The organism is Pseudophaeobacter sp. TrK17 (assembly GCF_042192375.1).
In the GTDB taxonomy this organism is placed as follows: Bacteria; Pseudomonadota; Alphaproteobacteria; order Rhodobacterales; family Rhodobacteraceae; genus Pseudophaeobacter.
In genome coordinates this window covers 38367-61734 of record NZ_CP071704.1, presented here as the reverse complement: position 1 = coordinate 61734, position 23368 = coordinate 38367, and the positions used below count along the sequence as shown (strand labels likewise).

The following is a 23368-nucleotide window of genomic DNA, read 5'->3' as shown; positions in this document are numbered from 1 at the left end:
TCCCATGCTGATTGGGTACGCAAGGGTCTCAACCACCGGCCAGAACCTTGAAAGCCAGATCGAGCATCTCCAGAGCGAAGGTTGTGACACGATTTTCCAGGAGAAAATCACGGGGTTTGACCGGCGTAGGCCTCAGCTTGAAAAGATGATAGGTTCCCTACAACCCGGTGACACGCTCCTGGTCACCAGCCTCGACCGACTGGCGCGCTCGACCAATGATCTCTTTGCCATCACCCAGAAAATTGAAACTGCTGGAGCATCGTTCCGCTCTCTGCGCGAGCCCTGGGCCGACAGTACAAGCTCAATGGGAAAGTTCTTACTTACTGTTTTTGCTGGACTTTCTGAGCTTGAACGCAATATCATCAACGAGCGAACAGAGGAAGGACGCGTCTCCGCCAGAAAGCGCGGCGTCAAGTTCGGGCGCAAGCTCAAGCTCACCCCTCATCAACAGGATCAAGTCAGAACCATGCTCAAAGATGGCCAATCCATCCGCGCCATCGCACGCCACTTCAACGTCGGCGTCGCAACAATCGACCGCATCAAGCGGACAACCGATCTCTCATGAAAATGTGGCCGTTTTTGACCCCTTTCGTGCGTACAGGGCCTTATTGTGACGCTGATTTCGATATCCATCTTCGAGGTCCTGCCTGCTTGATTATATTGGTTCTGAGTCCCTCGCCCGCATGACTGTCTGCCGACTGGTGCCCATTTCGCGTGCGATGGAGGAAACTGTCGCGCCATTGGCGATCTTTTTGCGGACCAACGCCTGCTGATCAGCCGAAAGGGTTGATGGGCGCCCCAGTGTTTTGCCTTGCGCTTTCGCACGCGCCAGCCCCGATTGCGTGCGTTCGATCAGAAGGTCTCGCTCGAACTGGGCAACTGCGTTGATCACACCCATCGTCAGCTTGCCCGCAGAACTGGTCAGATCCACGCCGCCCAAGGCGAGGCAATGCACACGGATGCCCAAGGTTTCCAGCTTGGCGACGGTGGTACTGACATCGATCGCATCGCGCCCCAGCCGGTCCAGCTTGGTCACGACAAGAACATCGCCACGCTCCATCTTGTCCAGAAGACGCGCAAATCCCTTCCGCTGTGCGATGGCCTGTGAGCCGGAAACCGTTTCGGTAATGATCCGGTGTGGCTCCGCCGCAAATCCTGCGACAGCGATCTCCCGGATCTGGTTTTCGGGGTCCTGTTCGACGGTCGATACTCTGGCGTAGGCGAATGTTCTGGTCACAGCATTGCAATTCTGTCCGGAAATATTGTCCAAAATCATACACCTGTTCGATACAGGTTCAAGATAATTTATGGACAGATCATTACGCCCTGTCCGGAACCGAACGATTACGGACGGCCCTTACCACATCTGCTGGCGCATCAGGTCGCGATGATCTCCGGATCGAAACCGCTTGTTCACAGCACCCCGTGAGAATTTCCCCTCGACGAACGGTTTGCGAGCAACCACCCGTTCCATCGCAGCTTCCACCTCGTCAGACATGAAATCAGATACCGGCCGATTGGGGGCGTTCGCTGCTACAACATCTTCAAGGAAACCAACCATGACGCCCATGTCATTCCAGGCATCATAGCCGTCAGCCTCATCCCGCCGTTCAAGATACCCATATACACCACCACAATCTTCAGGCGGGCAGGCTCCGGAACCGCCTATGCAGGCCGGATAGGTTTTCTTTGGTGGCGGATTAATCGCTTCAACACGGATTTCGTGTTCCCAGTGATCCCCCATATCGTAAACGTAAGAAAATCGTTGGTTCTCGCGGAATCCAAACTGCTGCAAGGATACATCCGGGTTTCCAGCATGCAACTCGAACGAGCCGTATTGTACCGCGTGAACCTCGAAGAGGAACAGATGAATGCCCTCCCAGCCCATCGCAACCTGAAGAATGCCGTGCAGTTCACGCAGAGTCGTCGAATCCGATACCAAAACACGCCGCCAGATCATCGGGCTCAACCCAAGAAGGCGTACCTTTAGCTGATAGATTTGAGAAGCGGATGACATCCAAAATCCTTGCCAGCATCAATCCCAAAATTCAACTGCCCCACACTTTGCGGTACTCTCGGCTACGTAAAAACCAGCGTGCGCTGCCCGCTCAGCATGACGCGTCCTTCAAGGTGCATCTTGACAGCGCGCGCCAGAACCCGCGCTTCGATATCACGGCCGACCGCCACAAGATCGTCCGGGGTCATGGAATGGGCGACCCGCTCAGCCTCCTGCTCGATGATCGGCCCTTCGTCGAGGTCGGCGGTAACATAATGCGCCGTGGCCCCGATGAGCTTGACCCCACGTTCATGCGCTTGGTGATAGGGCTTGGCCCCCTTGAAGCTGGGAAGGAACGAGTGGTGAATATTGATCACCCGCCCCGATAGCGCGCGCGAAAATTCGTCAGACAGCACCTGCATGTAACGCGCCAGAACCACCAGATCGGCGTCTGTTTCCTCGACCAGCGTCAGCAGTTCCGCCTCGGCTTCGGCCTTGGTTTCACGGGTTACAGGCAGGTGGTAAAAGGGCAAACCTTCGTGTTCCGCGATGCGGCGCGCATCTGGATGGTTCGAAACGATGGCCACGACTTCAGCATCGAGCCAGCCAACACGAACTTGGTACAGAAGATGCAGCATTGCGTGATCAAAGCGCGACACCATGATGAGCAGGCGCGGCTTGCGTGCCGTATGGCGGAGGTTCAAATCCATATCAAACTGCACCTTGATCGGTGCGAGCGCGTCGAGGATGCGGGTCTCATCGCCGTCCTCTGCCAGAAACGCAACGCGTAGGAAAAAGCGATCACTCTGGCGATCCCAGAACTGCGCGGTCTCGACGAGATTGGCCCCCTGGGAGGCCAGCGCGGACGTCACCGCCGCCACGATCCCCGGTGCCGCGTCGCAGGATAGTTTCAGGATGAATTGTGGTTCGGATGGCTCCCGCAAAACTGGATTTGGCTCAGCATTCCGGCAGGTTGACAGCAAGGCCTCCAAGGCTCGTCTCCTTGTATTTGGTGTTCATGTCTTCGCCGGTCTGGCGCATGGTCTCGATGCAATTGTCGAGCGGCATGAAATGCGTACCGTCCCCACGCAGCGCGAGACTTGCAGCGCTGACCGCCTTTATGGCCCCCAGACCGTTGCGTTCGATGCAGGGCACCTGCACCAGCCCAGCGGCGGGATCGCAGCTCATGCCAAGGTGATGCTCAAGCGCGATTTCAGCTGCGTTTTCAATCTGTTCATTTGTGCCACCAAGTGCTGCGCACAGTCCGGCTGCTCCCATGGCCGAGGCGCTGCCAACTTCGGCCTGACAGCCACATTCCGCCCCAGAGATCGACGCGCGGTGCTTGATCAGCCCGCCAATGGCCGACGCCGTCAGCATCATCGTTTGCACACCGGCATCAGTGGCCCCGATGCAGTGGTCGCGGTAATAGCGCACGACCGACGGCACGACACCCGCCGCGCCGTTGGTGGGCGAGGTGACAACACGGCCCCCGGCGGCGTTTTCTTCGTTCACGGCCATTGCGTAGACCGACAGCCAGTCATTGGCGACATGCGGCTGGCTGCGGTTGTTTCCGCGTTCCGCCAGAAGCTGTTCGTGCATCGCTTTGGCGCGCCGCTTGACGCTCAGCCCACCGGGCAGAATGCCGTCTATCCGAAGGCCGCGGTCGATAACGGCGTTCATCACGTCGCAGATACGGGTGATCTGACCAGACAGCTCGCGTGGCTGGATGTTCTGATGGGCGCATTCATTCGCGCGTTTCATCTCAGCGATGCTCTTGCCCGATGCGCGGCCCATCTCCAGCATCTCGGCTGCTGATCCGAAGGGATAGGGATAACCCATCGCGTCCTTCTCGGCGTGCAGCGTCTTCGTCTTGGCGGCCTTTTCGGTCTCAAGCTCGGCCTCGGTCACGACAAATCCACCGCCAACCGAATAGTAGGTCTGCGTCATGTAGGGATTCCCGCGTTCGTCGAACGCGCTCAGTACAAGCCCGTTGGCATGGCCCGGCAAAGGTGGGCCAAAATCAAACACAAGATCGCTCTCGGGGTCGAAATCGAGCGTACCCAGCCCCGGCGGGCTGATGCGTTTGATGCGGCGGACTTCGGTCTCAAGTTCTTCGGCAGCATCGGGATCAAGCGAGGCAGGCAGATACCCGATCAGCCCGAGGATGACCGCGCGGTCCGTTCCGTGGCCCTTGCCCGTAAAGGCGAGCGACCCATGAAGTGAGGCCCCCAGGCGGGTCAGCGTGCCCGCTCCGGGAATTTTTTCGGCCCCGCCGCGCAGATCGTCGAGGAAACGCGCGGCAGCGGTCATCGGCCCCATCGTGTGCGACGAAGAAGGGCCGACACCGATCTTGAAGATGTCGAAAACCGACAAGAACATGACTTACACGCCGTCAGTGTAGATCGGGTGGGCTTCACAAAGCGCGCGCACCTCTTCCAGCACCGCTGCCTCGACAGCGGCGTCGCCTTCAGGATTCGCCGACAACGCGTCAATCACCATGAGAACCAATTCACCCACCTTGCGGAATTCGGCCTCGCCAAAGCCGCGCGTCGTGCCTGCGGATGTGCCAAGGCGCACGCCGGAGGTGACAAAGGGTTTTTCAGGATCAAACGGAATGGCGTTCTTGTTGCAGGTCAGCCCTGCCCGTTCGAGGGCGATTTCCGCCGCCTTGCCGGTCACACCTTTGGGGCGCAGATCGACCAGAACCATGTGGCAATCGGTGCCGCCCGACACCACGCCCAGACCGCCCGAAACCAGCACCTCAGAAAGCGCACGTGCATTGGCAATCACATCCTTTGCATATTGCTTGAACGAAGGCTGTAGCGCTTCGCCAAAAGCCACGGCCTTGGCCGCAATCACATGCATCAGCGGGCCGCCCTGATTGCCAGGGAACACGGCGGAGTTGAACTTCTTGGCCAGTGCTTCGTCATTGGTCAGAATGATCCCGCCACGTGGGCCGCGCAACGTCTTGTGCGTAGTCGAAGTCACGACATGAGCATGCGGCACCGGATCAGGATATTCGCCCGCCGCGATAAGGCCCGCGTAATGCGCCATGTCGACCATTAGATAGGCACCGACTTCGTCGGCAATGGCGCGGAATGCTGCGAAGTCCATGTGCCTTGGATAGGCCGACGCGCCCGCGACGATCAGCTTTGGCTTCGTCTCAAGCGCGACTTTGCGCACGTTGTCCATGTCGATGAGTAGATCGTCCTTGGAGACCTCATAGCTGACCACATCGAACCATTTGCCCGACATGGTGACGGGCGAACCGTGCGTCAGGTGCCCACCATGCGCGAGGTTCAGCCCCATGATCCGGTCGCCCGGTTTCAGCAGGGCAAGGAACACGGCCTGATTGGCCTGCGCGCCGGAATGCGGCTGTACGTTGGCAAAACCCGCGCCGAAGAGCTCTTTGAGACGGTCGATGGCGATCTGCTCGACAGTGTCGACATGCTCACACCCGCCGTAGTAGCGACGACCCGGATAGCCCTCGGCGTACTTGTTGGTAAGCACCGATCCCTGCGCCAGAAGCACATCGCGGCTGACGATATTTTCAGATGCGATCAGTTCGATCTGGGTCTGCTGACGGTCAAGCTCAAGGCTGACGGCATCAGCAATGGCGGTGTCGGTGATGCGGGTGGTTTTAGCGGAATCGAGCATGGGATGGGTCCTTTCAGACATAAGGAAGGGGTCGCGCCCTTTGTCAGGGCGCGTCAATTGTACGGTTGAGGTCGGGCGTTAAAGACCGATAGCCAATTCGCGCGCAGCGATTTCAAGCAGGCCGTGCACATGCGGAAAGAACGACCGCCAGACTTCAATGCGGAAAGCGTCTTCGCCATCGCGGATCAGCACAACTTGGGCATAATCGAACACCGTCCGCTTGGCGCTGCCGTTGGCCATGCGCGACAGGTCAAGTGGGCACGCCACGGACAGCAAATCCAAGGCAGCAGGACCAGTGACGCTGATGGTCAACTCACGGTCCGAGATCACCACAAGGCTGTGTGGTGTCTTTTCGCGCACGGCGTTAAAGGCCGCGACAATCGCCTGCTGGTCAGCCTCTGCGGCGTGTAGCAGCCACTCGTCAGGACCAATGCAATAGGCTGCGCGATCCCCGTTCTGTTCGCCCTGCCCGATCTTGGTGGGCAAGGTCAGGCCAAAAGCCTTGGAGACTGTCGCCAAATCGGCAGGCGCGATGCGCAGGTTAAAGCGCGCCACTGGTGGCAGTACAGAAACCGATACCGCGTCAAAAGATGTCACCGGAGCATTCATGATCTTGTTCTCCTCATTCGACCTTCAGGCGGTCGCCCGCGGGGTCATAAAAAACGGTTCCTGTAACCTTAGCTTTAACGATCGCGCCATTCTCGGCTGGGATGTGCAGGGTGTCATCCATCCGATCGAACCCGCCCTCGACCACCGCCATCGCGATGGAGCGGCCCAGCGATTCCGACCAGTAGGATGACGTCACATGCCCGATCATCTTCATGGGCTTGGGCTGGTTTGGGTTGTCCACGATCTGTGCGCCTTCGACCAGAACGGTTTTGGGATCCTCGGTCAGAAGGCCGACAAGCTGCTTGCGGTTCGGCGCCACGATGTCGGGCCGGTCGAGCGATCGTTTGCCGACGAAGTCGGACTTCATCTTGCCAATCGCCCAGCCGATACCCGCGTCCAGCGGTGTCACCGTGCCATCGGTGTCTTGACCAACGATGATAAAGCCCTTTTCGGCGCGCAGAACGTGCATGGTTTCAGTGCCATAAGGACAGATGTCGTATTTCTTGCCCTCTTCCCACAGCTTTTCCCAAAGCGCGCGGCCATGACGGGCGGGCACGTTGATCTCAAAGCCAAGCTCTCCAGTGAAGCTGATCCGGAAGAGCCGCGACGGGAAACCGGCGACTGTACATTCACGCACCGACATATGCGGAAACGCTTCGGCGGAAATATCCGCGCCTTCGACAAACGGCTCTAGCACCTTGCGCGCGTTCGGACCGTTGAGTGCAATGGTCGCCCATTCCTCGGTCGTGGAGGTCAGCCAGACCTTGAGATCGGGCCATTCCGTCTGGATGTAATCCTCCATCATGTTCAGCACACGCGCGGCACCGCCGGTTGTTGTGGTGACGTGAAACAGATCATGGCGCATACGGCCAATGACACCGTCATCGCGGATGAACCCGTCCTCGCCCAGCAGCAGACCATAACGTGCACGCCCTACACCCAACTTGGTCCACGGATTGGTGTACATCCGGTTCATGAACTCGGTCGCATCGGGGCCGGAGACCTCGATCTTGCCGAGGGTGGAAGCATCGAAAATGCCCAAGGATTCACGGGTCGCCTTGCATTCGCGGGCCACGGCCTTGTGCATGTCCTCGCCCGCTTTGGGGAAGTACCATGCCCGCCGCCAAAGAGCGACCGGCTCGAACTCTGCGCCATTTTCCTCGGCCCAGCTGTCGATCGGCGTGCAACGTGTCACCTCGAAATGGGTACCTTTGTGATAGCCCGCGAACGCCCCGAATGTCGTCGGTGTATATGGCGGTCGGAAGGTCGTGAGACCCACTTTCGGCGCCTCTTTTCCAAGCGCGTCGGACGCGATGGTCAGACCGTTCATGTTTGACAGTTTGCCCTGATCGGTCGCCATGCCGTTGGTGGTGTAGCGTTTGACATGCTCGATGGATTTCATGCCTTCACGCACGGCCAGACGAATGTCCTTGGCGGTCACGTCATTCTGGAAATCCACAAAAGCCTTGGCTTTGCCGGGGTTGCGGTCGGTGGGCAGTTCCTTTTGAGTTATGCCGGTGCCGGTACGATCTTCAGCAACTTCGTAGGTTGCGCTGCCCGCTTTGCCACCGAGCGACTTGACCGCATCCATGCCAGCCTTTGTACCATCGTCAAGCGCGGCAGCGATGCCCCAGAGCCCGCGGCCGGCACCTGCGATATGCACGTCTTCGGTTTTGTGGCCCGGCAAATAGACCTTGGCGTCCGCATCCCAATCGAGTGAGCCTTTGGTGTGTGAGAAAAGATGCAACGAGGGCGTCCACCCGCCGCAGACCAGGACCGCGTCGCAGAACAGCATATGCCCGGCGCCGACCTTGCCGTTGCGCACAGGATTGACGCGCAAAGCGCTGACGCGCAGGCGACCCTTTGTCCCTGTGGCCGTGTATCCCAGATAGGTTTTGATCCCACGGGCCTTCGCCGCATTCTGTAGCGCTTTTGGCAATTCATTGCGCGTATCGACAATCGCAACCACGCTTGCGCCTGCGTCGGCCATGTCGAACGCGCTGTACCACGCGCTGTCATGGCTGGTCAGGACAACAGGTTTCTTTCCGACCAGCACGCCAAAGCGGTTGAGGAACGTCTGTGCGGCCCCGGCCATCATCACGCCGGGCGTGTCGTTGCCATCAAAGACCATCGGACGTTCAATCGCCCCCTGCGCCAGCACAACCTCTTTTGCGCGCACCCGCCACATCCGTTCGCGCGGTGCACCGTCGGGCACATCGCCCATGTGATCGGTCAGTTTCTGAACCAGCCCGATCATGTTCTGATGGTAATACCCCATCGCAGTTGTGCGCGTCATGCGACGGACGTTGGGCATGCGGTCAAGCTCTGCCATAGCACCCTCAAGCCAATCCCAAGCGGACTGTCCGTCGATCGACACAGAGGGTTCGGACAGGATCGTGCCGCCCATTTCCGAGTTTTCATCCACCAGAACCACCTTGGATCCTGCGCGCCCAGCGGTCAGCGCAGCAGCGATGCCTGAGGGACCAGAGCCAACAACCAGCACGTCGCAGTGCATATAACGGCTTGCATAGATATCGGGATCGACCTCGGTTGGGGCTTTCCCAAGACCGGCCGCCTTGCGGATGATCGGTTCATAGACGCTGTCCCAGAAACTGCGTGGCCACATGAAGGTCTTGTAGTAGAAACCCGCCGAGAACAGCATGTAGAGCCGGTCATTGATCGCGCCCAGATCGAACTTGAGTGACGGCCACTTGTTTTGGCTCTCGGTTTTCAAACCGGGGTAGATTTCCTGGATCGTGGCACGCGTGTTCGGCTCGAACCGGCCTTTGCCACGGGTCGTGCCGATCAGCGCGTTGGGTTCTTCGGAACTGGCTGTGACCACCCCGCGCGGGCGGTGATACTTGAAGCTGCGTCCCATCAGGTGCACGCCATTGGCGAGCAGCGCCGAAGCGACCGTGTCGCCCTCAAAGCCCTGAAACGTCTGGTCGTCGAATGTGAACTTGATCGGCTTGTCCGTGTTCACACGGCCTCGGCCTTTTACGCGAAAATCGGTCATTCTGCAGCCTCCAATGTGGTGGTGTCGGGGCGGGCCTCACCTGCCTTGTAGGTGGTCAGGAAACGGTCACTCACCGTGTCGCGTAGCGCGTTGAAGAAGCGGCCGCATCCATTGATGTGGCGCCAGCGTTCGGCGTGAACGCCTTTGACGTTGGTGCGGATAAACAGGAAATCGCGCCATTCCTCATCACTGAGTTTCGATGGATCAGCGGGGCGTGCGATATGTGCCTCGCCAGCATAAGAAAATTCCAGCTCGGGAAGCGTATCGTCGCAGTAGGGGCAGTGAATCAAAAGCATGGGTCTGTCTCCTCAGTGAGCAACGGCGGCTGCGGCGGCTTCGTCGATTAGACGGCCGGTGGTGAAGCGCTCAAGCGTGAACGGCGCGTTGATCGGGTGCGGTTCGTCTTTGGCAACCGTCCAAGCCAGTGTATGCGCTGCGCCCGGTGTGGCCTTGAATCCCCCCGTGCCCCAGCCGCAGTTGACATACAGCCCTTTGACCGGCGTCTTGCCGAGAATCGCCGATCGGTCTGGCGTCACATCGACAATCCCGCCCCATTTACGCAGCATCCGCATGCGGTTGAAGATCGGGAACACCTCGCAAATGGCAGCCACGGTGTGCTCGATCAACGGCAAACCGCCGCGCTGCGAATAACTGGTGTACTGGTCCGTGCCAGACCCAATCACTAGCTCGCCCTTGTCGGACTGGCTGATATAGGCATGCACGGTGTTTGACATCACGACGCACGGGAACACAGGCTTAATCGGTTCGGAAACAAGCGCCTGAAGCGGATAGCTTTCGAGGGGCATCCGCACACCCGCGCTCTCCATCACGACACTCGTGTGACCGGCTGCGGAGACCGCGACCTTCTTGGCCTTAATGAAGCCCTTGGCGGTATCTACGCCCTCGACCGACCCGTCGGGCGCGCGCCGGATCGCGATGACCGGGCAATTCTGGATGATGTCGACGCCGCGCTTGGCTGCAGCCCGTGCGTAACCCCAAGCGACAGCATCATGCCGCGCGGTGCCAGCGCGCTTTTGCAACGCAGCGCCCATCACCGGATAACGCGCATCAGGCGAAATGTTCAGCGGCGGACAAAATTCCTTGGCCTGCTGCGGGTTCAGCCACTGGTTGTCGACGCCGTTAAGACGATTGGCGTGGATGTGGCGCTGGAATGACTGCACGTCATGCACGTTATGCGCCAGCATCATCACGCCGCGCTTGGAATACATGACGTTATAGTTTAGCTCGGTCGACAGGTTGTCCCACAGATCCAGAGCGTGATCGTAGAGCTTTGCGCTTTCATCATATAGGTAGTTCGAGCGTATAATTGTCGTGTTGCGCCCAGTATTGCCCCCGCCAAGCCAGCCTTTTTCGATGACTGCGACATTCGTTATGCCATGTTCCTTGGCCAAGTAGTAGGCCGCACCCAGACCATGGCCCCCTGCCCCGACGATGATCACATCATATTCGGCTTTGGGTTGTTTGTCGGGCCACTGTTCGGGCCAATTCTTGTGGCCGCTCAGCGCGTTTTTTAACAGCGAAAAGCCGGAAAAATGTGTCATTTTAGGTAGCCTCGAATCTATATGGAACCTGTCCTCCTTTTGGTCGCATATCACCCCATTTCGACATTGTATTTTTACGCCAAAAACATAGTATATCTGCGTCTCGGGACGCTTAATGAAGAGGTCTAAATGGAATCCAAACCCGTTCTCAAAATTGGGTTCATCCTGGCACGGAGATTTACCTTGTCAGCTTTCGCAAATTTTGCGGATGTCCTGCGATTGGCGGCAGATGAGGGAGACCGCTCGCGCCCGATACGGTGTTCATGGCGCATCGTGTCTGCGACAATGAACCCGGTGGTTTCCAGCTGTGGCATTCCCGTGCACCCCGATGAACGCCTTGGCGACCCAGAAAAGTTCGATTATGTGGTCGTAGTCGGCGGGTTGATCCCCGCCATTCAAGACCTCAATCCTGACTACATTGCCTATCTTAAACGTGCGGCGCTGGCTAACGTGCCGATTGTTGGGGTCTGTACCGGCGCGTTCATCCTTTACAAAGCAGGGTTGATGGAAGGATATCGCTGCTGCGTGAGCTGGTTCCATCACAATGACTTTTTGGAACAGTTCGAGGGGCTCATTCCGGTGTCCGATCAGATATTCGTGGTTGACCGCAATCGCCTGACCTGTTCCGGCGGTGTTAGCTCGGCGCACCTCGCCGCCTACCTGGTGGAGCGGCACATTGGGTCGGCGGCAGCACGCAAAAGCTTGAATATCATGATCATCGACGAAGCGCAGACGCCCGAAAATCCTCAGCCTGGTTTACCGCTTGAATTTGCCACGTCGGACAAGCTTGTCAGGAAAGCGTTGCACCTCATTCGCCAGAATGTGGCCACACCGATGACGGTCGATCGGCTATCAGAACGCTTGAAAGTCAGTCGTCGGATGCTGGAGCGCCATTTCAGAGAGGCGCTTCAAATTTCGCCTGCAGAGGTAGGCTTGTCGGTCCGACTCTCAGTTGCGCGTCATCTTTTGAGTGGCACTGATACCTCTATCACACAGATTGCCGCGGCAACGGGATTTTGCGATGCATCGCATTTCGGCAAGGTGTTTCGCACCCGCGAAGGCGTTCCCCCGGATGCCTGGAGACAAAAAGATCGCGCGACTGCTGCGCGCGATCTTTTGGCTTGAAAATGACCGCGTCCGGCGGGCACTTTGCCACCCGCCTAAGACGCGTTGCTCAGTTGGTCTCGCCGAGCTCTGCCGATGCTTCTGTTTTGTGCTCAAGCGACAGGCAGCGAACGATGGCGACGCACATCAGAACCATGATTATCGAGAACGGCATCGCGGCAATAATCGCCGCCGTTTGCAAGGTGCTCAGCGCCGCGCTGCCGCCTACGATCAGTAAGACCGCAGCCACGACGCCTTCAAAGGTGCCCCAGATCAAGCGGTGACGATACATCGGGTGCTCATTGCCTTCACTCAGAATCGTGGCCACGACCAGCGTGCCAGAGTCCGACGACGTGACGAAATAGGTCGTCACCAGGATCGTTCCAAGCACACCCGCGATCACGCCGATCAAGCCGACATTCATGGCCTCAAAGGTTGCGAAAAGCGCCATGGACACATTTGCGCTGACCGCATCGGATACGCCGCCCGGCCCAAATAGTTCGGTCCACAACGCCGTGCCGCCATAGGCCACGATCCAGACGAAAGACACAAGCGAGGACACCCCAACAACACCGAAAATGAATTCCCTCACGGTTCTGCCCCGAGATACACGCGCGACAAACACCCCAACAAACGGCGCCCAGGATATCCACCAGCCCCAGTAGAAGGTTGTCCACCAGCCCTGCCACATGTCGCTCCAACGGGCCGCTTCGGCGGGCACGCTTTCGACATAAACGTTGAACGAAAACAGGCTCTTTGCGTAAGACAACGTGGCATCACCCAAGCTAAGCATCAGATACCGCGTCGGCCCCCAGGCAAAAAAGAAGATCAATAGGACGATGGTCAGCCACATGTTGACCTGAGACAGCCACTTGATGCCCCGGTCCAAACCAGAAAGAACCGAACACAATGCAACGGCGGTGATGACAGCGATTAAGACAAGCTGGACTGCATCCGAAATCGGGACGTCCCAGATGTGGTTCAGACCCGCGTTGATCTGCGTAACTCCTAAGCCAAGCGAAGTAGCGATGCCGAAAATAGTCGCGAATACTGCAATCACATCGATCACGACGCCGAGCGCCCCTTCGACCCGATCCCCAAACAGCGGGTAGAGGGTGTAACGAATTCCTAGCGGTTTTTTCAGGCGATAGCTGACAAGACAAAGAGCCAGTGCGACTATGCAATAGATTGCCCAAGCGTTTAGGCCCCAGTGGAAGAAGGTTACCTGAAGCGCCATATCCGCCGCTGCTTGATTGCCTGTGCCTTCAGCAAACGGCGTGCCCCCGGCATAATGGAACATCGGCTCGGCGATCGACCAGAAGATAATGCCAATCCCCTGCCCAGCAGCATAGAGCATGGCGAACCAGGTGAAGTAGCTGTATTTCGGTCGCTCATCCGCATCACCAAGCCGGAGAGAGCCATATTTGCTGACGGCAATCGCGATCAAAAAGACGAGAAAAACACCCGATAGGACAACGTACCACCAGTTGAAGTAGAAGGTAACGAATGTCCGGGCTGAATCAATCCAATCTGCCGAACTGGCCGGAAACGCCAGCACCAGAAAGACGAAAAGCAGTATGACGCCCGCCGAAATTAAGGACGAGTACGGATTTACGCCTCTGAAGACTCCAGATCGAATAAGCATGATAACCGGCCCCGTTGTTCGAATTGATTGCGCGGATCGTAATCTCACGCGCGCGCTGATGTTAGACCAAACTCACTTGTTCTCGCCAGGCAGCACGTGACAGCTTCCGGATTCCCAATGCACGACCACTTTCGAGCCGGGATGCAGATTGAGCACCGACAATTCGTCATGGCTTTTCTGTACTTTAAGCTCTTGGCCGCCAGCGGTCTCGAGAAAGACCATTGCCGTGCCGCCAATGAATTCCTCACCTGCAACGCTGGCCTCTATCCCGGGTTGACCACTGTCTGGCAAGCTCAGTTGCATGTTCTCCGCGCTGACGATGAAAGTGACCTTTTGACCCTGCCTGGCATCCGGCCGCTCGCTCTTTGGCAAGATGGTCTCTCCACCCTCATAGGCGACCTGCCAGCCATCTGCACCGGCCGGGCCCTGAACCACACCATCAAAGATGTTGGCCGAGCCCAAAAACTCCGCGACAAAGCGATTGTAAGGCTCGCGATAAATTTCTTCAGGCGTTCCGATCTGTTCGATCTGACCCCGGCTCATGATGACCACACGATCGGCCATGGAAAACGCTTCTGACATGGAGTGTGTCACATAAACAAATGTAATCCCCAGATCCTTTTGCAGATTTGACAAGACAGCCTGCATGCGCACTTTGAGGTGTGCATCAAGCGCCGAGAGAGGTTCATCCAGCAGCAGGATCTTCGGCTCGGTCACCAAGGCACGGGCCAAGGCCACACGTTGCTTTTGACCGCCAGACAGCTGATTGATGTTGCGGTTCGCAAACTCTGTGATCTGCATCTTCTCAAGCCACTTTTCCGCGCGCTGCCGACGTTCCTCTTTGCCGACACCCCGCATCTTGAGCGCAAACTCGACGTTTTCCTGAACAGTCAGAAACGGGAACAAGGCCAAAGATTGCCAAACCATCGGCGTATCGCGATCCCACGTGGCTTTGCCGTTCACCTTCTCGCCATCAAGATAGATTGCGCCTTCAGTGGGATCTTCCAAGCCTGCAAGCATACGCAGCGTCGTGGTTTTGCCACAACCAGATGATCCCATGATGGCCAGGAACTCTCCGCGACCAATCTCGAAATCAGCTTTTTCGACTGCAGTGAAGTTTCCGAACCGCTTTACGACGTTGTCGAACTTCACGATCGCTTCTGATTGCTGTTCCATTTGTGCGTTCGCTTTCATTATTTTTCCTCCTCCGGGCTGCGCAGCAGAAGCTGGGCCAGAATGATCAGTGTCATTGAGCTTAGGAAGGCGAGTGAGCCGATGGCGTTGATACGCGGGCTGACCTGACCTTGCAGGAAGCCGAGAATCTTCACAGGCAATGTTTCGTTGAGGCCTGACACGAACCACGCGACCGCAAATTCATCGAACGAGACTGCCATGGTGATGAAGAGCGCGGCAAAGATCGCAGGCTTGGTGAACGGGATGATCACATAGCGAAGAGTCTGCCATTGATTGCCGCCCATGTTCCACGATGCCGCCTCAAGGTCAGGGTCCATCTGCGACAGGCGCAAGCGGATGATGGCCATTGCAAACGGGCTGCACATCACACCATGCGCGATGATGACGGAAATGGTCGTACCGGACAGGTTAACACGGCTCAGGAAGGCCAGCATGGCCAACCCCATGATCACGACCGGAATGGTCGGTGGCAAAAGTGCAAGAGCTACGTAGACGGATTTACCGGTGAAGTTGTACCGGAAATCCGTATACGCCCCGCCGAAGCCCAGGATGGTTGCAATGACAGCGACGGTCAGCCCCACGACCAGCGTATTGCCGAAGCCCTGCCAAACCAGCGGGTCTTCCCAGATCAGGCGGTACCATTCGGTCGAGAACTCGCCCAGAGGCAGCGACGGGAAGCGGTCGGAGTTGAGCGAGAATACAAAGCTTCCGGCGATCGGGGCAAAGATGAACAGCAGGCAAAGCACGATGTGCAGTTTTAGCAGCGCGTTGATTATGCGGTTTTCGTTACCCATCTTATTTGCCCCGCTCTTTATACGCATAGGTGACTGCCGCGAATGCTGCGGTGAGCAGCGTGATAATCATCATGATCGCAACCACCGCCGCGCGGGGCCATTGCTGACCGGATTTGGTGAAATCGGTGATCATGATCGACAGTGTCGGAGGGTTGCCGCCCCCAAGATACAGCGGGCTGACGAAGTCTCCAAAACTGAGGATAAATGCAAACAGCGCAGCGATCACAAGACCCACTTTGGCTGATGGAACGATCACCGCAAAAACCGTCCGCAATCTACCACAGCGCAGGTTATGCGCAGCCTCGATTAGGTCGCGATTGACGAAGTTCAGGCTGAATGTCTGCAGCAGAACAACCAAGGGCAAAGTCAGCGTCACCATGCCCACGATGATCCCAAATGCGTTGTTCAACATCGGGAATGGCCCAAGACCAATATACGCGAATGCCGCGTTTATGATGCCCGCATCAGACAGGAAGACCTGGAGCGAATAGACCCGGACAAGATAGCTGGTGAAGAACGGAATGATGAGAATAAAGATCATCCACCGCTTGGCTTTCTCACTCATCTTGAATGAAATCGCATAGGACGCCGGAAAAGCGATAATGCTGGTGACCACGGCTGCCGTCGTAGCAAGGACCATGGTCCGGAAATAGGCGTCCCAAAACACACCACGTGACAGGACACGCTCCCAATTTCCAAAGTTGAGGTCGGGCGTCATCTGAAAGTTGCGCACTGTCCAGAAACTGATCGCGACCAGAAACAGGAGCGGAAAAAGAAAAAACAATAACTGCCAGAGCAGCAGCGGCATCGACAAGATCAATGAAAAAAGTGTTGGTCGCTTGGTCATATCAGATCCCATAGCTGAGCAATCGGGCGTCTTGTTTGGGCGCAAAGAACCATGCGCCCCAACTCAAAAGCGCCTTACGCGCCTTTGTAGTCGGACCAAAAATCATTCCAGTCTTCGAGGCTCTGCTGAACCGGAAGCTGACGATACTGGATCAGCCCTTCACGGATCATGTCCATCGCATTGCGCTGCCCCAGAACCATGTTTTGGCGCTGTGCCTCGGCGGGATTGGTCTCATTGAGCACGCGCCATCCTGCCTGCGAGGGCACGATAGCCGGATAGGCTGCCATGTCAGCAGATTTCGCCTGGCCTTCCGGGGAGGTGATGTACTGGATCCACTTCTTGGCCATTTCCTGATTTTGTGAGCCTTTGCCGATCGAGAAGCTCTCGGTCCACTGCAAGCCACCTTCCTTTGGAATGACGCTGCGTACCGGACTGCCGTTCTTTTCCAGGGTACCGGTGATCCAGTCACCAATCCCTGCAAAGGCCAGCATTTGCCCGTTGTCGAGCGACGAGAAGGTGCCGCCATAATCGAAGAAGCCGCCAGCTTGACGGCGCAGGCCCATGGTATGCTCCTGCACTATTTCCCAAGCCGCTTCGTCGATGTCGTAAGGCGATGAATTGCCGACATGGAGGCTCATCTGACCCAGGTTGGGCAGGTGCCAGTCAAAATGGCCGAGCTTTCCAGTCAACCGCTCGTCTGCAAAAAGATCGTAGCTGGAGGCCTCTTCTTCGGTGAAGGCATCCGTATTGTAGGCTACGCCGAGGAAGCCAAATCGCGTAATAACGGAATAGAGCTTGTCGTCCTGCCAATGGCCAGGGAACTTCTGGAATTCGGGGAAGAAGTCGTCAAAGGCGTAGTCAGCCGGATCCAGCTCTTCGATATAGCCAGCAGCGTTAAGCTGCTGCACATATTCGCCATCCGACAGGATCACATCAAAAGTACCACGCGGGGATTGCGCAATCAGGCCCAGCATGTTGTCACCGCCGGTGTAGTATTTAGGCACGAACTTGACGTTGTTGGCCTCTTCGAATTCACCAACGATATCGGGCTCTGCGTGACCATACCAAGCAAGCATCGACAATTCGGTCGTTTGCGCCGCGGCACGGATGGACAGGAAAGGCGTAGCCAAGGCTGCGGCACCTGTCATCTTCAGCAGACTGCGGCGACTTGGTCGGATCAATTTAGTGGACATCGGGTTACTCCTTGTTGGGATCATTTTCTTCTTTTGATGGGAGGATCAGCTTGCACTCGCCAGTGCGGCGGCTTTGCCGAACTCGTTTGTGAGCGCCGCAATAATACCCTTGGTGCACACATCCAGAAGGATATCGCCCTTTTCGGCGGTAGCTTCTTTTGGTGAGGACAGCGTCCCACTTGCTGGTGTCCATTCCGGCTTAGCCGGGTAGACGTCGTAGGGCGGAAATGTTGCCGGGGCGTGCTCTACCGCGCTTTGAAGTGACACGAGATCGGGGTGCAAACGCAGCATCAGGGACGTTTCCAGAACCCCTCCATGCTCGATGTCCCATCCGAGAAAGCCGTTCGGATACAGCTTCTCGATCGACGCCTGATCCACAAAGTCCCAATAGGACAGGACTACGACCTTGACGTCATGAATGTCGCCCCAACCCAGCTCGCGCAAGGCAAGGTCAATCGCTTCCGTAATGAACCAGGAATTCTCAAAGTGGCCATTGACGATGCACAGATTGCGCACGCCGTGACGCACGAATTCCTTGACCACGTCCTTGAGCGCGTTCACCAAAGTCGCGCCATCAAGGCTGGTCGTGCCGGGAAAGAAGTTTCCGCCACCGGATTTCTGGTGCGATTTGTATCCGTAGGTGAACGGCGGCGCGACAAGGGCGCCGACCTGCTCGGCCACGCGGCGGGCGAATTCGGTCGGCAAAAGCACATCGACATGCATCGGCATATGATGGCCGTGCTGCTCCATTGATCCGAGCGGGATCAGGATGGGCACATCGCCGTTCTGGACTCGCTTCTGGTAGTCGGGCCAAGCCATTTCGGCGGCGAAAACTGTAGAATGTGACATTGCACCCCCTGCATCTGAAGATCGTCAGACCTTAGGGCAGCTTGCTTTGCCACAGAAATTCATAGTAACAATGCTTGGATAAGGATTGTTAATGATGCGCAAATTCACCAACCTGCAAACTGACCTTCTTCGGACCTTCGTGACTGTGGTCGACCTACGCAACTATACGGAAACCGGGAATATTCTCGGGCGGACGCAGCCGGCGATATCGTTGCAGATTAAGCGCCTTGAAGAGGTTGTCGGTGCCAAATTACTAAAGCATGAAGGCAAGCAGGTAGAGTTGACGCCGGACGGGCAGACTCTCCTGGGCTATGCACGGGAGATGCTGCGCCTCAATGACCGGGCGGTAGCCAATTTGCAGCAGGCAGCCTTTCTTGGAACGCTCAGGATTGGCCTGCCGGTCGACTATTCAATTGAGTATTTCCAAAGCGTTATTGCCAAGTTCTCGCACGAGAACCCTGCTGTTTTGTTGGACATTCGCTGTTACCGAAGCCGTGAGCTTCTTGCAGCCCTCCATGTTGATGATCTGGATATGACCATTGCCATCACAGATGAAATGCCCGCGCCCCACGTCTCCATCTACTGGTCGGAACGTCCGGTCTGGGTTTGCGCCCGCGATCACAAGATAGATCCGGACCAGCCACTCAAGGTGATCGCGCATCGCGACGGCTGTTTCTATCGCAAGCGTATGATCGACGCGCTGAATACCGAAGGGCGCGATTGGCGCGTATCCTTTGAAAGCCTCGGCGTCTCAGCTCTTCAAAAGGCAGTTTTGGATGGCATGGGCGTCACCGCGTTAACAAAGAAGACGTTGCTGCCCGGTATGCGGGTCCTCACCGCCAGCGATGGCTTCCCGAAGTTGTCAAAGATCCACATTGGGCTGTTCTACAAGCACATAAAGATGTCCGATGCCGCGCTGAAACTGATCGAGCAGATCACGGAGGATGTGTCATCCTTCCGCTTGCCGACGCGTGCTCGCGCCGGATAATGGGCACGCCCACAGGGTAAATTTGTAATTCTTATGGTAAGATGATTGCAATTAATTTTTCGTCGCATCGCCACACTGCTACGCAGACAAGGTCACTGTTAGCAGAGAGGAATATCGACAATGGACGACATGCTCCACGTCATGGAATGGCACAACGGCGAGAAGGAGTTCTCGCCCTTTTCAGATAACGAAATGGCCCGTCGCCAGAACGAATTGCGCGACTGGATGGGCAAGAACGATGTCGATGCATCACTCTTCACCTCTTATCACTGCATCAACTATTATAGCGGATGGCTGTACTGCTATTTCGGTCGTAAATACGGCATGGTCATCGACCAGAAGAACGCCACTACGATCTCTGCCGGCATCGACGGCGGCCAACCCTTCCGTCGCAGCTTCGGCAACAACATCACGTATACTGACTGGCGTCGTGACAACTTCTACCGCGCGATCCAGCAACTGACACCGGGTGCCAAGCGCATCGGTATCGAATTCGACCACGTGTCGCTGGAATACCGCCAACTGCTTCAGGATGCCCTGCCGGGCGTCGAGTTCGTTGACGTCGGTCAGCCCGCGATGTGGATGCGGACGATCAAGTCGGCCGAAGAAATCAAGCTGATCAAAGAAGGCGCCCGCGTCGCCGACGTTGGCGGTGCTGCTGTGGCCGCTGCGGTCAAAGCCGGTGTTCCCGAACACGAAGTCGCCATTGCCAGTACCAATGCGATGATCCGCGAGATTGCCAACTCTTTCCCCTTCGTCGAATTGATGGACACCTGGACCTGGTTCCAGTCCGGCATTAACACCGACGGCGCGCACAACCCGGTAACGAACAAGAAAGTGCAGTCGGGTGAAATCCTCAGCCTCAACACTTTCCCGATGATCTTTGGCTACTACACGGCGCTGGAACGCACACTGTTCTGCGACCACGTTGATGATGCAAGCCTCGATATCTGGGAGAAGAACGTCAAGGTCCACGAGCGTGGACTCGAGTTGATCAAGCCGGGCGCGCGCTGCATGGATATCGCGATCGAGCTCAACGAGATGTATCGCGAATGGGACCTGCTGAAGTATCGTTCGTTCGGATACGGCCACAGCTTTGGCGTTCTGAGCCATTACTATGGCCGCGAGGCTGGCGTAGAACTTCGCGAAGACATTGAAACGGAGCTCAAGCCAGGAATGGTCGTGTCCATGGAGCCCATGGTCATGATCCCGGAAGGTCAGCCTGGCGCTGGCGGCTACCGTGAGCATGACATCCTAGTGATCGGCGAGGACAACACAGTCGAGAACATCACCGGATTCCCATTCGGCCCCGAGCACAATGTCATCAAGAACTAAGATCAGTGCTATCTCGGTAGCAAACAATATTGCTATGATCAGCGCCCTGTTGGCGCTGGTCATAGCGGTAACCTTCCTATCGCGTGAAACCCAAAAGCATGGCTACACAGTGATTGCGCGCGGCGGGGGCCTACCGATCTTCATCCAAACGAACAGCGCCTACTAATCCATGCAGGACATAATGGTTGGCGTTACCGTTTCGTCGTCTGGCGGCATTGGCCGTCAGACAACTTCAATCATTTTGAAACCCTGATGTAAAAATGCGAAACCGAGCCCTACAAGAGTTTCTAGATGCGGCAAGAATTGCCTATTCTGCCCGTGCGCGAGATCCGAACTCTGTCAGCTTGGTTGAACAAGTCTTTGCCACCCTTGAGTCTCCCGCACCACAATCACAGTCCGACAGCGGTCGACTTCCGGTCTGCAAGTATCTCACGGATATTGCGAACCCGTCCGTCTCCGACGAACCTGATCTTCGACAGGTGATGACGACATTCTTTAGCATCGAACCGACGCTCCGGTGGCGGCGCCGTCAAGGGGATTGCAGCGGTGCAAGCGAAGGTTTTGCCGAAAACCATGCAAACGCGATGATTGTCGGTCCCGGTGGCCTCGAACCGCGAGAGGGCGTTTGGCTGGGAGTGTCGCTTCTCGGGCCAAACGTGCAGTATCCCAATCACAGGCACCCACCCCAAGAAACCTATCTTGTCATGAACACGGGCGACTTTCGTCAAGGTCGGAACGAATGGGTTCATGTGGCGAAGGGCGAAACCTTCTACAATCCGCATAATATCCCGCACGCGATGCGGTCCAATGATCTTCCACTCCTCGTTTTCTGGGTCCTGAAGGAATAGCCGGAGCGCAAAAGATGCTGTGCATGCTTCTGTGATGAAAAAGAGGCGCCACTCGCTCACCCTATGCGGATTAAATTGCTTGAGGAATATTGGGCAGGCTGGAACTTAACAGCTTCAGACCTGAGCCAAAGCGGTCATTGCAAGGCGCTTGGTACATAAGCGGGCTAATACGTTTTTGAGCCGTCACCCCGGCAGATACTAAGCTGCAATCCGCCACATCCGGAACCGCCTGTCGCGTTGCCCTTAAATCTGAAACACGAGGGAGTGGGAAAAACTTGGGGGTCATGCAGCGGCCCTGCGGTATGCGCCGATCAACCTTCCATCAAGAACGGCAGCCCGCACGACGGCGACTCTGTGTGCGCCTTTGGGTGACCATCTCATGCGTCGACGTTTTCCCATGCGTGTGTTGCCGATGTCATCCACGCAGCCTTCTGCACGGGACGAAGAGATTGGAAGACCATTGCGGTACCGCCAACCATAGTCGGTCAGGCTATCCATATTGTTTGCCAGATAGGTGTAGAGTTCCCGGCAACGCGCTTGGACGCGGTTGGTGGCATCGCGCACTTCGGGATCATCTTTGCTAAGCCTCTCGCAATCGGCCATCAGCCACTGAAGGCCTGTGGTGGCCACTCGAATTTTTCCATGCCACAGATACCATCGCAGCCGCTCTGCGGGCCGCCCGAACAACACCGGGATGCCAGGGAAATTCTTGGCTTGCAGCAGCCCCCTTACAGCGTTCTCAACGTGTTTGACCCGCATCGAAATATGCCACCAATCGAGGATATGGCGAACCGGCCCACCGACGGCGAAGCGCACAAGATTGGGCAATGCGGGTTCTCCATCCGAAATCACGGTAACAGGGCTCTCGCCGTCCCAGCCAATTTCTTTAAGGTCTTGCCTTACTTGCCTTACTTGCCTTACTTGCCTTACTTGCCTTACTTGCCTTACTTGCCTTACTTGCCTGGATGGCGCTTGAGCTGCCTGCTGTACAAGCCCGAAACGGCGGCACATTTGCGAACTCTCGATCTTGCCAACCACAACATCAAGGTGCCGCTTCTGGTATTCCGGTCTGCTCCGAATATGCGCACCGTCCAGAAAGACCGTCACGGGAGCTGCACTATTTCGTGCCGACGAGACAGCCGGTTCCGCATACTCGCTATCGCCGATCTCCCTCGCGATTTTGCCGAGGCGGTTACGTACCGAAGTGTTCGCCTGCTTGGCGCATGGCAGAAATATCTCCATGATACGCGCTGCTTCTCGAAACGAATGCCGCGCCCCAAGCTCGGCTTGAAGGCGCTGCAATTCAGGTGTTGATCGGTCTGGGAAGAAAAGGGCCAGCGGCGAGAGTGGTCCGCCCAGGGTGACCTCAGACTTGGCGTTGCAGGCGCAACGACGAATGCGTGGCGCCTTGACTTGGAACCGACCGAACAATGTGTCCAGGACTCTGGGTCGATAGTCATGGATGGCTCTGACCTTGTTGCAGTCAGGACAGACCCTGATCGCCTCAGAGATCTCCTCGATCTGGTCAAGGAGGATCGCTTGCTGCAATTGCCAAAGCATGGATTTCGCATCTTCGAGCAACAGTCCAAAGCCCTCGGGCTGAGTACTTCGAAATGGGCGGGAAAGGCGTCCCACGCGCCGCGTCTTCGTGGTTCCGTTCTCAAATGTCGTCTCGACGATGATCCGCACATCCATGGCAATTCCTCTACTGTGAAACCACCATCATAGACG

The 23368-nt window shown here is 56.9% G+C and carries 21 protein-coding genes; 5 read left to right on the top strand and 16 right to left on the bottom strand.

Annotated features, from left to right (window positions below; translation table 11 throughout):
- The first annotated feature begins 4 nt into the window (after positions 1 to 4).
- On the top strand, positions 5 to 565 hold the full coding sequence (locus JZI28_RS23465; protein WP_375700449.1) for a recombinase family protein: 561 nt from the start codon (positions 5 to 7) through the stop codon (positions 563 to 565).
- Positions 566 to 655: 90 nt separating this feature from the next.
- On the opposite strand, the gene JZI28_RS23460 is transcribed toward JZI28_RS23465, so the two are convergent.
- The 9 genes from JZI28_RS23460 to JZI28_RS23420 form a co-directional block, all read right to left on the bottom strand.
- Positions 656 to 1237: a recombinase family protein gene (locus JZI28_RS23460; RefSeq protein ID WP_375700448.1), complete on the bottom strand. Its 582-nt coding sequence runs from the start codon at positions 1235 to 1237 to the stop codon at positions 656 to 658.
- 120 nt (positions 1238 to 1357) lie between these two features.
- Positions 1358 to 2017 carry a plasmid pRiA4b ORF-3 family protein gene (locus tag JZI28_RS23455; RefSeq protein WP_375700447.1) on the bottom strand — a complete coding sequence of 220 codons (660 nt, stop codon included), beginning with the start codon at positions 2015 to 2017 and terminating at the stop codon, positions 1358 to 1360.
- 62 nt (positions 2018 to 2079) lie between these two features.
- A complete protein-coding gene (gene purU, locus JZI28_RS23450; protein WP_007206132.1) occupies positions 2080 to 2940 on the bottom strand; it encodes a formyltetrahydrofolate deformylase in 861 nt (286 codons plus the stop codon).
- 13 nt (positions 2941 to 2953) lie between these two features.
- Positions 2954 to 4375, bottom strand: a complete 1422-nt coding sequence (locus JZI28_RS23445) for an L-serine ammonia-lyase (RefSeq protein WP_375700446.1) — start codon at positions 4373 to 4375, stop codon at positions 2954 to 2956.
- 3 nt (positions 4376 to 4378) lie between these two features.
- Entirely contained in the window at positions 4379 to 5653 is a 1275-nt protein-coding gene (glyA, locus tag JZI28_RS23440; protein ID WP_040482927.1) for a serine hydroxymethyltransferase, read from the bottom strand.
- Between the two features lie 78 nt (positions 5654 to 5731).
- Positions 5732 to 6262 (bottom strand): sarcosine oxidase subunit gamma, encoded by a 531-nt coding sequence (locus JZI28_RS23435; protein ID WP_040482928.1) that lies wholly within the window; start codon positions 6260 to 6262, stop codon positions 5732 to 5734.
- 13 nt (positions 6263 to 6275) lie between these two features.
- Positions 6276 to 9278 (bottom strand): sarcosine oxidase subunit alpha, encoded by a 3003-nt coding sequence (locus tag JZI28_RS23430; protein WP_375700445.1) that lies wholly within the window; start codon positions 9276 to 9278, stop codon positions 6276 to 6278.
- Positions 9275 to 9574 carry a sarcosine oxidase subunit delta gene (locus tag JZI28_RS23425; protein ID WP_007206137.1) on the bottom strand — a complete coding sequence of 100 codons (300 nt, stop codon included), beginning with the start codon at positions 9572 to 9574 and terminating at the stop codon, positions 9275 to 9277. Before JZI28_RS23425 ends, JZI28_RS23430 begins: the two co-directional genes overlap by 4 nt.
- Before the next feature lie 12 nt (positions 9575 to 9586).
- Positions 9587 to 10840: a sarcosine oxidase subunit beta family protein gene (locus tag JZI28_RS23420; protein WP_007206138.1), complete on the bottom strand. Its 1254-nt coding sequence runs from the start codon at positions 10838 to 10840 to the stop codon at positions 9587 to 9589.
- A gap of 129 nt (positions 10841 to 10969) precedes the next feature.
- Here JZI28_RS23420 and JZI28_RS23415 point away from each other — a divergent pair, with 129 nt between their 5' ends.
- Positions 10970 to 11965 (top strand): GlxA family transcriptional regulator, encoded by a 996-nt coding sequence (locus JZI28_RS23415; protein ID WP_347510244.1) that lies wholly within the window; start codon positions 10970 to 10972, stop codon positions 11963 to 11965.
- Between the two features lie 49 nt (positions 11966 to 12014).
- Here JZI28_RS23415 and JZI28_RS23410 read toward each other — a convergent pair whose 3' ends face one another.
- From JZI28_RS23410 to JZI28_RS23385, 6 genes are all read right to left on the bottom strand, one after another.
- Positions 12015 to 13589, bottom strand: a complete 1575-nt coding sequence (locus JZI28_RS23410) for a BCCT family transporter (protein ID WP_007206140.1) — start codon at positions 13587 to 13589, stop codon at positions 12015 to 12017.
- 72 nt (positions 13590 to 13661) lie between these two features.
- The gene (locus JZI28_RS23405) at positions 13662 to 14783 is read right to left on the bottom strand and encodes an ABC transporter ATP-binding protein (RefSeq protein WP_007206141.1); all 1122 of its coding nucleotides are present in this window, start codon (positions 14781 to 14783) and stop codon (positions 13662 to 13664) included.
- Positions 14783 to 15577, bottom strand: coding sequence for an ABC transporter permease (locus JZI28_RS23400; RefSeq protein ID WP_007206142.1), 795 nt, complete (start codon positions 15575 to 15577; stop codon positions 14783 to 14785). The genes JZI28_RS23405 and JZI28_RS23400 overlap by 1 nt, the downstream gene beginning before the upstream one ends.
- A gap of 1 nt (position 15578) precedes the next feature.
- Positions 15579 to 16424 carry an ABC transporter permease gene (locus JZI28_RS23395; RefSeq protein WP_040483269.1) on the bottom strand — a complete coding sequence of 282 codons (846 nt, stop codon included), beginning with the start codon at positions 16422 to 16424 and terminating at the stop codon, positions 15579 to 15581.
- A 74-nt stretch (positions 16425 to 16498) separates the two neighbouring features.
- Entirely contained in the window at positions 16499 to 17617 is a 1119-nt protein-coding gene (locus JZI28_RS23390; RefSeq protein WP_316776546.1) for a spermidine/putrescine ABC transporter substrate-binding protein, read from the bottom strand.
- Positions 17618 to 17662: 45 nt separating this feature from the next.
- On the bottom strand, positions 17663 to 18466 hold the full coding sequence (locus JZI28_RS23385) for a creatininase (protein WP_040482930.1): 804 nt from the start codon (positions 18464 to 18466) through the stop codon (positions 17663 to 17665).
- Between the two features lie 91 nt (positions 18467 to 18557).
- Between JZI28_RS23385 and JZI28_RS23380 the strand changes: the two genes are divergently transcribed.
- The 3 genes from JZI28_RS23380 (at position 18558) to JZI28_RS23370 (ending at position 21637) form a co-directional block, all read left to right on the top strand.
- Positions 18558 to 19454 carry a LysR substrate-binding domain-containing protein gene (locus tag JZI28_RS23380; RefSeq protein ID WP_375700444.1) on the top strand — a complete coding sequence of 299 codons (897 nt, stop codon included), beginning with the start codon at positions 18558 to 18560 and terminating at the stop codon, positions 19452 to 19454.
- Between the two features lie 120 nt (positions 19455 to 19574).
- Positions 19575 to 20789, top strand: coding sequence for a M24 family metallopeptidase (locus JZI28_RS23375; RefSeq protein WP_007206147.1), 1215 nt, complete (start codon positions 19575 to 19577; stop codon positions 20787 to 20789).
- Positions 20790 to 21049: 260 nt separating this feature from the next.
- Complete coding sequence (locus tag JZI28_RS23370) at positions 21050 to 21637, top strand: dimethylsulfonioproprionate lyase family protein (protein WP_375700442.1); 588 nt, start codon at positions 21050 to 21052, stop codon at positions 21635 to 21637.
- A 282-nt stretch (positions 21638 to 21919) separates the two neighbouring features.
- Here the strand turns inward: JZI28_RS23370 and JZI28_RS23365 are convergent, their stop codons facing one another.
- Positions 21920 to 23332 (bottom strand): ISKra4 family transposase, encoded by a 1413-nt coding sequence (locus JZI28_RS23365; protein WP_375700441.1) that lies wholly within the window; start codon positions 23330 to 23332, stop codon positions 21920 to 21922.
- Between the last annotated feature and the right edge of the window lie 36 nt (positions 23333 to 23368).

Coding starts and splice junctions, on each gene's coding strand:
- JZI28_RS23400 (WP_007206142.1), bottom strand. CDS start 15,577: ATGGGTAACGAAAACCGCATAATCAACGCGCTGCTAAAACTGCACATC.
- JZI28_RS23465 (WP_375700449.1), top strand. CDS start 5: ATGCTGATTGGGTACGCAAGGGTCTCAACCACCGGCCAGAACCTTGAA.
- JZI28_RS23410 (WP_007206140.1), bottom strand. CDS start 13,589: ATGCTTATTCGATCTGGAGTCTTCAGAGGCGTAAATCCGTACTCGTCC.
- JZI28_RS23435 (WP_040482928.1), bottom strand. CDS start 6,262: ATGAATGCTCCGGTGACATCTTTTGACGCGGTATCGGTTTCTGTACTG.
- JZI28_RS23375 (WP_007206147.1), top strand. CDS start 19,575: ATGGACGACATGCTCCACGTCATGGAATGGCACAACGGCGAGAAGGAG.
- JZI28_RS23385 (WP_040482930.1), bottom strand. CDS start 18,466: ATGTCACATTCTACAGTTTTCGCCGCCGAAATGGCTTGGCCCGACTAC.
- JZI28_RS23395 (WP_040483269.1), bottom strand. CDS start 16,424: ATGACCAAGCGACCAACACTTTTTTCATTGATCTTGTCGATGCCGCTG.
- JZI28_RS23380 (WP_375700444.1), top strand. CDS start 18,558: ATGATGCGCAAATTCACCAACCTGCAAACTGACCTTCTTCGGACCTTC.
- JZI28_RS23445 (WP_375700446.1), bottom strand. CDS start 4,375: ATGTTCTTGTCGGTTTTCGACATCTTCAAGATCGGTGTCGGCCCTTCT.
- glyA (WP_040482927.1), bottom strand. CDS start 5,653: ATGCTCGATTCCGCTAAAACCACCCGCATCACCGACACCGCCATTGCT.
- JZI28_RS23415 (WP_347510244.1), top strand. CDS start 10,970: ATGGAATCCAAACCCGTTCTCAAAATTGGGTTCATCCTGGCACGGAGA.
- JZI28_RS23425 (WP_007206137.1), bottom strand. CDS start 9,574: ATGCTTTTGATTCACTGCCCCTACTGCGACGATACGCTTCCCGAGCTG.
- JZI28_RS23420 (WP_007206138.1), bottom strand. CDS start 10,840: ATGACACATTTTTCCGGCTTTTCGCTGTTAAAAAACGCGCTGAGCGGC.
- JZI28_RS23365 (WP_375700441.1), bottom strand. CDS start 23,332: ATGGATGTGCGGATCATCGTCGAGACGACATTTGAGAACGGAACCACG.
- JZI28_RS23370 (WP_375700442.1), top strand. CDS start 21,050: ATGCGAAACCGAGCCCTACAAGAGTTTCTAGATGCGGCAAGAATTGCC.
- JZI28_RS23390 (WP_316776546.1), bottom strand. CDS start 17,617: ATGTCCACTAAATTGATCCGACCAAGTCGCCGCAGTCTGCTGAAGATG.
- JZI28_RS23455 (WP_375700447.1), bottom strand. CDS start 2,017: ATGTCATCCGCTTCTCAAATCTATCAGCTAAAGGTACGCCTTCTTGGG.
- JZI28_RS23430 (WP_375700445.1), bottom strand. CDS start 9,278: ATGACCGATTTTCGCGTAAAAGGCCGAGGCCGTGTGAACACGGACAAG.
- JZI28_RS23405 (WP_007206141.1), bottom strand. CDS start 14,783: ATGAAAGCGAACGCACAAATGGAACAGCAATCAGAAGCGATCGTGAAG.